Below are 7,803 nucleotides of genomic sequence, written 5' to 3' on the forward strand. Positions count from 1 at the left end.
ATGGCCGGGCACAAGGACGCGGGCGGGCTCGTGGTGGCCGCCGACGGCGAGCACGCCAAGCAGGTGGCGAAGCTGCTGCGCGAGGTGACGGGCAAGCCGCCGACGGTCGTGCTGCACACAGAGGCGCGCGCCGCCGAGAAGCTGGCCCGCTTCTCGTCGTCCAAGGACGAGTGGATCGTGGCGGTCAACATGGTCAGCGAGGGCGTCGACATCCCGAGGCTGCGGGTCGGCGTGTACGCCAGCGCGGCGAAGACGGCGATGATCTTCCGGCAGATCGTCGGCCGGTTCGTGCGGACGATCGCGGGGCGTCCGCCGGAGATGAGCTGGGTCTACCTGCCGGCCGACCCGGTCCTGCGCATCCACGCCTCCGAGGTCGAGACCGAGGTCCGGCCGTTCCTGCGCCGAGTCGACGAGGACGGCGAGGGCGAGTGGGACGAGGTCCCCGAGCGCACCGAGTCCGAGCGCTCCGAGGTGGTCGAGTTCGTGCCGCTCGCGGCGGACGTGGCGTCGCAGATGACGCTCTTCGGCGGCCCGGCACCGGCGACGCCAGCGCCCACGTCGGTCGTGGTGCCGATGACCTCCGGGGTCGCCGCCGACCTCCCCGGGTACGAGCCGCCACCGTCCACGCCGGCGGTGCCCGCCTACCAGCGCCGTCGCATCCTGCGCGAGAAGCGCCACGGACTGGTCAACGACCTGCGACGGCGCGACGGCGGCAGCCCCCAGGAGATCAACGCCTGGCTCAACCGTGAGACCGGGGTCAAGAAGGTCGCGGACGCGTCGATCGAGCAGCTCGAGAAGTCCATCGATCTCCTCATGCAGGCGCTGACCAAGCCCGCGGGCCGGCGCCGGTAGCGGCTGAGGGTAGGACCGGGACGACGAGAGCCCCGGGCGTCCGGGGCTCTCGTGCTACGTGGGTCGCCCGGGACTCGAACCCGGAACCAAGAGATTAACTTGCCGCACCGGCTTTCACCGGCCGCCGCACCAGAGGCGCGGTTTGCGGTCTGGACCATCTCTTCACCCTCGACTCGACGTTAGGGTGGGCAGCGTATGGCCTCTGAGGGCTCGCCCCCGAAGGGGATTGCCTGCTGATTGCCCAATCCTGGAGATTGTCACCGCGATGGGTACTCAAGGCTCTAAGGGGGTCCCAGCACACAGCTGCCGACAAACCAGCGGTTTCCCGACTGGCGCTCCTATGTTGTTGAAGTCTCCTGCTCTGCCATTGAGCTAGCGACCCGTCGGAAAGCCTACGACACGCGGCAAGTCCCGTGGGTGCCCCCGAGCGCTACGCATCGTGGTGCCGCACATCCCCGCACCCACACGGGGGGTTTTTCCGGTCAACGCAGCAGCGGGCCGACCGTAGCGTTCTGGGTGTCCTACAAGCGAGTGCAACGGATGCCTTCATGACGCCCCGGACGTCGAGTTCCCCTCCCGCCCTGTTCTGCCCCGAGTGCGGTGCCCGGCACGATGCCGACGCCCATTTCTGCGAGGCCTGCGGGCACGCCCTGCATGCGCCCGAGGAGCCCACGGCGGCCGCGCCCGCCGCGCCCGCTCCCGGCCCCCAGGGCGGCGGGCCCCCGTGGACGGCGATCATCATCGGCGCAGCGGTCGTCCTGGCCGCCGGCGCCATCGCGCTCGTCCTCCTGCTCGGCGGGGACGACAAGCCCGCGGAGCAGGAACCGACGGCCACCTACGCGACGCAGGTCGCAGCGCTCCTGGCGCCGATGAACGAGGCGAACGCGGCGTTGACGCAGGACCTCCTGTCGCTGGACCGCGGGGACGACCCCGACGATGCGCTGACGTCGGTCCGCGCCGCGCAACGTGTCGCCCGCACCGCGGTCGACGATCTCGCCCTGCTCACGACCCCGGCGGACGGCACGGAGCTCGAGGCGCTGATCGCCCGCGCGCTCGCCCGGGAACGCACGTTCCTCACGGCGGCCGGAGCGGCGCTGACCAAGCCGACCACGGCAGCGGCCGCCGACCTCGGCCCGACCGCGGCGGCTGCGCGCGATGCGTGGCGTGACACGCAGATCGACGGGGCCGGCGGTCGGATCGCCGGGGTCGACCGGCTAGCGGTGTGGACGCGTGCGGAGGTGAGCGACGCCGCGGCACGCGCGAAGCGGGCGGCCGAGGCCAAGGCGAAGGCCGAAGCGGAGGCCAAGGCCAAGGCCGAGGCGGAGGCGAAGGCGAAGGCGGAGGCCCAGGCCCGCCAGCAGCAGCAGACGTCCGTCTCGTGCGGCGGCTTCGAGGGCATCTACGAGGTGTTCGCCGTGGGTGTGAGCTGTGACGTCGCCCTGTCCGCCGCGGCGTTCCAGGTCAGCGGCCAGGGGTCCAGCGGCGGCTACACCTGCCGCATCGTCGACCGGCAGGCCGATGGGCTGACGAGCTACACGTGCAGTCGCGGGGACGGCACCCAGGTGAACTTCAGCGCCTACGTCGGGTAGGCGCTGGAGCGCGGGCGGTACCTGCCGCCGGCCGCGGCGGCAGGTAGGAGGGTGGAAGTAAGTACCCCCTCGGAGACTCGAACTCCGACTACGAGCGTGAAAGGCTCGCGTGCTAACCGTTACACCATGGGGGCGGGGCCGCGGATGATACGGACCCGCGTGATACGTCGGGTACCGAGGCGTAGTGTTGCCGTGCCCATGATCCGCTCGTGTTCCTCCGCAGCCCTGCGCCGCTCGTCCGGCCTGCTGATCGCGGCGACCGCGGCGTCCGTGGTCGCGGTCGCCGCCCCGGCCGCGACCGCCGCGACGAAGCAGCAGCAGCCGCGGCCGGCCAGCGCACGGCTGGCCACCTTCGCGCGTTGCGACGCGCTGCTCAGCTACGCCCGTCGACAGGCGGTCGCCCATCCCGAGATCGTCCCCGTGGCGGGCGAGGGGTTCGGGCCGGTCATGTCGCAGCCGGGCGTCACCGTGGTCGAGCGGCCGGCGTCCGCAGGGCCGCAGGAGGACTCCGGCGCCGCGACGCAGGGCGTCGACTTCTCGGGGACGAACACCCAGGAGGCCGACGTCGACGAGCCGGACACCGTCAAGACCGACGGCCGGCGGATCTTCGTGATCGCCCAGGGTCGCCTGCACGCCCTGGCGGTCAGCGACGGAGGGAAGCCCCGGCTGGTCGGCTCCCTCGCGCTCACCGGCGACGGCGGGTCCGCAACGGCCGGCGACACCGCCTCGACCTTCGGCTACGGCGCGGAGATGCTCCTGCAGGGCGACCGGCTGCTGGTCATCGGGACGCAGTACGGGCTGTCGGCCGCCGAGACCTACCAGGCGTCACGGGCAGGCGCGAGGGCGAGCACCTCGATGGCCTACCCCTCCAGCGGCGCGGTGGTGATCGCCGAGGTCGACGTGAAGGACCCGGCCGCGATGAGGATCACGCGCTCGATGACGGTCGACGGCAGGTACGTCTCGGCCCGGGTCAGCGGCGACACCGCCCGCGTGGTGCTGACCACGCCGCCGCAGGCCGTTTCCGTCGACGGCTCCGGGAACCCGAGCCCGCAGCAGTACGAGGCGCGCAGACGCGCCGCGCTGCGCCGCGCGCCCCTGAGCACGTTCCGGCCGCGTATGGCGATCCGCGATCGGGCCGGGCGCACGAAGCTCCGCGGAGCGCTGCCCTGCACGGCGATCCGGCGGGCGCGGACGTTCTCCGGGCTCGACACGACCACGGTCCTGACGTTCGACCTCGACAAGGGCCTCGAGCTGCTCGACTCCGACGCCGTGCTCGGAGCGGGCGACACGGTGTACGCCTCGACGAGCGGCCTCTTCGTCGCCTCGCAGCGCTACGACGAACGTCTCGCAACGACCGGGACGCCCTCGGTGTCCCGGATCACCACGCAGATCCACCGCTTCGCCGCCGGCGAGCGCGGCCGCACCGCGTATCGCGCCAGCGGCAGCGTCCCCGGCTACCTGCTCAACCAGTTCAGCCTCTCCGAGCACCGGGGCGTGCTGCGCGTCGCCACCACCGAGGAGCCCGTGTCGTCGGGCGACGAACGCACCGAGTCCTCCAGCACGCTGACCGTCCTGGATCAGGACGGCACCCGTCTCGTGCCGGTCGGCCGGGTCGGCGGGCTCGGGAAGGGCGAGCGCATCTACGCGGTCCGCTTCGTCGACGACGTGGCCTACGTCGTGACCTTCCGCCAGGTCGACCCGCTCTACACGGTCGACCTGTCCGACCCGCGCGCGCCGCGCGTGCTCGGCGAGCTCAAGATCCTGGGCTACTCCGCCTACCTGCATCCGGTCGGCGACGACCTGCTCCTGGGCATCGGCCAGGACGCCACCCCGGAGGGCCGCCGCGCCGGCACCCAGATCTCGCTGTTCGACGTCTCCGACCTGCGGGTGCCCCGTCTCGTGCACCAGGCGAAGCTCGGCGGGACGTCGTCCTCGAGCGTCGAGTACGACCACAAGGCGTTCCTGTGGTGGGCGCCGAGGAAGACCGCCGTCCTGCCGGTGACCCAGTACGACTCCGTCGCGGACCCCTCGACGCGGCAGCAGCCGTTCAGCGGCGTCTACGGCTACCGGGTCGACCGGGCGAGCGGGATCGACGCGCTCGGCCGCGTGTCGGACCCGCCGGACGAGCAGCACGGCTACGTCCCGCAGATCACGCGCACGCTCGTGTTCGGTGGGCGGCTGGTCACGGTGTCCGAGCGCGGGCTCGGGGTGGCGTCGCTGCACGATTTCGAGCGCAGCGCGTACCTGCCGTTCCCGGACGACCCGAAGCAGGGCAGCAACCCCGGCGGGCCGCGGCCGGCGCGCTGAGAGCTCAGAAGATCGACTGCGTCAGCCCGCCGTCGACGGTCATCGTCTCGCCCGTGACGTACGCCGCGGGGGCCGAGCACAGGAACGCCGCGACCGCGGCGAACTCCTGCGGGGTGCCGGCCCGCCCGGCGGGGATCTCGGCGGCGGCCATCGCGTCGATCGCCTCCTGCGATCCGTAGAGCGAGGCGAGTCGTCCGGTGGCGATGCGGCCCGGCAGCAGGCTGTTCAGGGTCACGCCGTCCGCGGCGACGGCGCGGGCGAGGGTCTTGAAGGCGGTGATCATCGACGCGCGGTGCGCGCTGCTGAGCATCAGGGCCGGGTTCGGTTCGCGCACGGTCGTCCCGACGATGTTCAGCACCCGTCCCCAGCCCCGCTCCTGCATGACCGGGAGCGCGGACCGGATCAACGTCATCGGTGAGAGGACCAGCGACCGGTAGGCCTGCTCCCACTGCGCGTTGTCGAACTCCAGCGGCATGCCGCCGGGAGGCCCGCCGGTGTTGCACACGAGGATCTCGACCGGGGCGCCCAGGTCGCGGGCGACGTCGTCCAGCAGCGTCGGGCCGCCGTCGACGTTCTCGGCGTCCCACACGAAGCCGGTGGCGCCGATCTCCTGGGCGGCCGTCTCGACCCGCTCGCGGGACCGGCCGCTGATGGCGACGAGCGCGCCCTCGGCGACGAGCGCCTGCGCCGTGGCCTTCCCCAGTCCGCTGGACGCGCCCGTGACGAGCGCGACCTTCCCCGTGATCCCGAGATCCATGGTGGGCGACGATACCCGCCGCCGCGCCAACTTCGCGGCCGCGGCTCCTGAGCACGGCGACGCAGTTGCTACCGTTCGAGAGGTCGAAGGGAAGTATCCCGACGGCGGGTGTCGTCACGACGGTCCTCGGACCCGGTGCCCGCGGCCTCCCAGGAGGCGGAGAAACCTTCGCGCGTTGCCCGTCACGACAACCGCGAAGGAGCCGCAGCATGCCTGAAGTCCTGTCCGTCCTCGGTGACCGCTGGGTGCTGCTCGCCCTGGCCATCGCCGTCCTGCTGACCATCGACCTGCTGGTCCTCCGGGGCCGCGGCGGCGCGATGTCGACCCGCACGGCGGTCGTCGCGAGTATCGCCTGGTTCGTGATCTCGCTGATGGTCTTCGCCGTCCTGTTCGCGGCGGGTGACCGCGAGGCGGCGAGCGCGTACCTCGCCGGCTACCTGGTGGAGAAGAGCCTCTCGCTCGACAACGTCTTCGTCTTCCTGTTGGTGTTCACGGCGTTCGGGGTCCCCGAGGCGGAGCGTCACCGGTTGCTCACGTACGGGATCCTCGGCGCCCTCGTCCTGCGCGCGGTGTTCATCGTGGCCGGGGCGGCGCTGCTCGACGCGTTCGGCTGGGTCAGCTTCCTGTTCGCCGCCGTGCTGCTGTGGACCGCCTGGCGGATGTTCGCGCACCGGCACAGCAGCGAGGAGGAGGGCAAGCTCGTGGACCGGTTGCGGCATCGCCTGCCGATCTCCCGCGCGGGCGCGCCCGGTGCGCTGACCACGCGCGAGGCCGGTCGCTCGCTCCTCACCGCCTCGGGGGCGGCCCTGATCGCGATCATGGTCGTGGACGTCCTGTTCGCGGTCGACTCCGTGCCCGCGATCCTCGCGATCACCGACGACACGTTCATCGTGTTCGCCGCGAACGCGTTCGCGCTGCTCGGGCTCCGGCCGCTGTTCTTCCTCGTCGCCGACCTCGTCGATCGCCTCTACTACCTCAAGACGGCACTCGCGGCCCTGCTGGCGTTCATCGGCGTGAAGATGGTCCTCGGCGAGGTGGTCGGCAAGATCGGCCCGGAGATCAGCCTGCCGGTGATCGTCGCGATCCTCGCGACCGGGGCGCTGGCCTCGGTGATCCGGGAGCGCCGTCTGGTGGGGCAGCCCGCCGCGTCGTAGGTGAGCCTGCCATCCTTCCCCGGCGATGGGCGCTTAGCTCAGTTGGCTAGAGCACCTCGTTTACACCGAGGGGGTCGGGGGTTCGAGTCCCTCAGCGCCCATCGATCGCGGAGCCCCGGGGTCGCCGTCGCGGCGCGGGCCGGTCGCTCCGGCGGGTCCCGCCCGGCGAGGTCACGGACACGGGTGGGCGACGTTCTCGGCGCGAGTTGCCGCAAGTTCTTCTGAACGACGGCGTTTACGAAGACTCACGGGGATCGCCGCCCGCGTCCTGCGGTGGCGCGACAAGGAGATCAGGGTCCATGAAGAACACGTTGCTCGCGACGGTGGCGGTGCTGTGCGGTACCGCTCTCGCGCCCACCGCTGCCCAGGCGGCCGAGCCGTCGGTGCTCGGCATCCCGTGCACGACGGCCGCGGACGGCGTTCGCACCTGCGTGGGGGACACCAGCACGCTGGTCCGCTCGTTCGACGGCGCGCCGATCGACGTCAACGTCGTCCTGCCACCCGCTCCCGCATCCGGTCCCGACGGTGGGTATCCGATGCTCGGCGTGTACCACGGATGGGGCGGCAGCAAGGCTTCTCCGTCGGGCTCCGCGGCGGGTCGCAAGATCACCGACTGGGCCAAGGCCGGCGTGGCCGTGTTCTCGATGAGCGATCGCGGCTGGGGCGACTCGTGCGGCCAGACGAGCCAGACGCGCGTCAACCCGGCGACCGCTCAGGACTGCCTCCTGGTCGGCTACAACCATCTCCTCGACACGCGATACGAGGTCCGTGACGCGCAGACGATCATCGGCCGGATCGCCGACGTGGAGCTCACGCCGGGGACGCCGCTGATCGATCCGCGGCGCGTCGGCGCCACCGGGGGCTCGTACGGCGGCGGCATGTCCATGGCCCTCGCCGCGCTGAAGGACCGCATCATGCTGCCCAACGGCGGCTACGAGCAGTGGGTCAGCCCGGCCGGCAAGCCGCTGTCGATCGCCGCGGCCGCACCCGAGATCCCGTGGACGGACCTCGCGTACTCGCTCGTCCCGACCGGCCGCACGCTGGACTACGCCAACGGCCCGAGCTACGGGGACCGCGTCGGCGTGATGAAGGCGACGTTCGTCACCGGGCTCTTCGCGACCGGCATCCTCGGGTCGCAGTACGC

Annotated in this window: 6 protein-coding genes and 2 tRNA genes; 6 read left to right on the forward strand and 2 right to left on the reverse strand. The window is 72.0% G+C overall.

Annotated features, from left to right (window positions below; all coding sequences use genetic code 11):
- A partial coding sequence (locus tag ABYE80_RS13850; RefSeq protein WP_372790873.1) for a DEAD/DEAH box helicase occupies positions 1-852 on the forward strand: 852 nt, incomplete at its 5' end.
- 548 nt (positions 853-1,400) lie between these two features.
- Complete coding sequence (locus tag ABYE80_RS13855; protein WP_372790874.1) at positions 1,401-2,441, forward strand: zinc ribbon domain-containing protein; 1,041 nt, start codon at positions 1,401-1,403, stop codon at positions 2,439-2,441.
- Between the two features lie 62 nt (positions 2,442-2,503).
- Here ABYE80_RS13855 and ABYE80_RS13860 read toward each other — a convergent pair.
- Positions 2,504-2,575: transfer RNA gene (locus tag ABYE80_RS13860), tRNA-Glu, on the reverse strand.
- 64 nt (positions 2,576-2,639) lie between these two features.
- On the opposite strand from ABYE80_RS13860, the gene ABYE80_RS13865 reads away from it, so the two are divergent.
- Positions 2,640-4,748, forward strand: a complete 2,109-nt coding sequence (locus ABYE80_RS13865; protein ID WP_372790875.1) for a beta-propeller domain-containing protein — start codon at positions 2,640-2,642, stop codon at positions 4,746-4,748.
- Positions 4,749-4,752: 4 nt separating this feature from the next.
- Here the strand turns inward: ABYE80_RS13865 and ABYE80_RS13870 are convergent, their stop codons facing one another.
- Positions 4,753-5,505: an SDR family oxidoreductase gene (locus ABYE80_RS13870; RefSeq protein ID WP_372790876.1), complete on the reverse strand. Its 753-nt coding sequence runs from the start codon at positions 5,503-5,505 to the stop codon at positions 4,753-4,755.
- Positions 5,506-5,714: 209 nt separating this feature from the next.
- Here ABYE80_RS13870 and ABYE80_RS13875 point away from each other — a divergent pair, with 209 nt between their 5' ends.
- From ABYE80_RS13875 to ABYE80_RS13885, 3 genes are all read left to right on the forward strand, one after another.
- Positions 5,715-6,659, forward strand: coding sequence for a TerC/Alx family metal homeostasis membrane protein (locus tag ABYE80_RS13875; protein WP_372790877.1), 945 nt, complete (start codon positions 5,715-5,717; stop codon positions 6,657-6,659).
- Between the two features lie 27 nt (positions 6,660-6,686).
- Positions 6,687-6,760 (forward strand) — tRNA-Val (locus tag ABYE80_RS13880).
- A 198-nt stretch (positions 6,761-6,958) separates the two neighbouring features.
- The coding region (locus tag ABYE80_RS13885) for an acetylxylan esterase (RefSeq protein ID WP_372790878.1) at positions 6,959-7,803 on the forward strand (845 nt) is incomplete at its 3' end.

This window comes from Paraconexibacter sp. (genome assembly GCF_041602235.1).
Classification (GTDB): Bacteria; Actinomycetota; Thermoleophilia; order Solirubrobacterales; family Solirubrobacteraceae; genus Paraconexibacter.

Bases quoted from the DNA above. Each gene is read 5' to 3' on its own strand.
- ABYE80_RS13855 (WP_372790874.1), top strand. From the start codon at position 1,401: ATGACGCCCCGGACGTCGAGTTCCCCTCCCGCCCTGTTCTGCCCCGAG.
- ABYE80_RS13875 (WP_372790877.1), top strand. From the start codon at position 5,715: ATGCCTGAAGTCCTGTCCGTCCTCGGTGACCGCTGGGTGCTGCTCGCC.
- ABYE80_RS13870 (WP_372790876.1), bottom strand. From the start codon at position 5,505: ATGGATCTCGGGATCACGGGGAAGGTCGCGCTCGTCACGGGCGCGTCC.
- ABYE80_RS13865 (WP_372790875.1), top strand. From the start codon at position 2,640: ATGATCCGCTCGTGTTCCTCCGCAGCCCTGCGCCGCTCGTCCGGCCTG.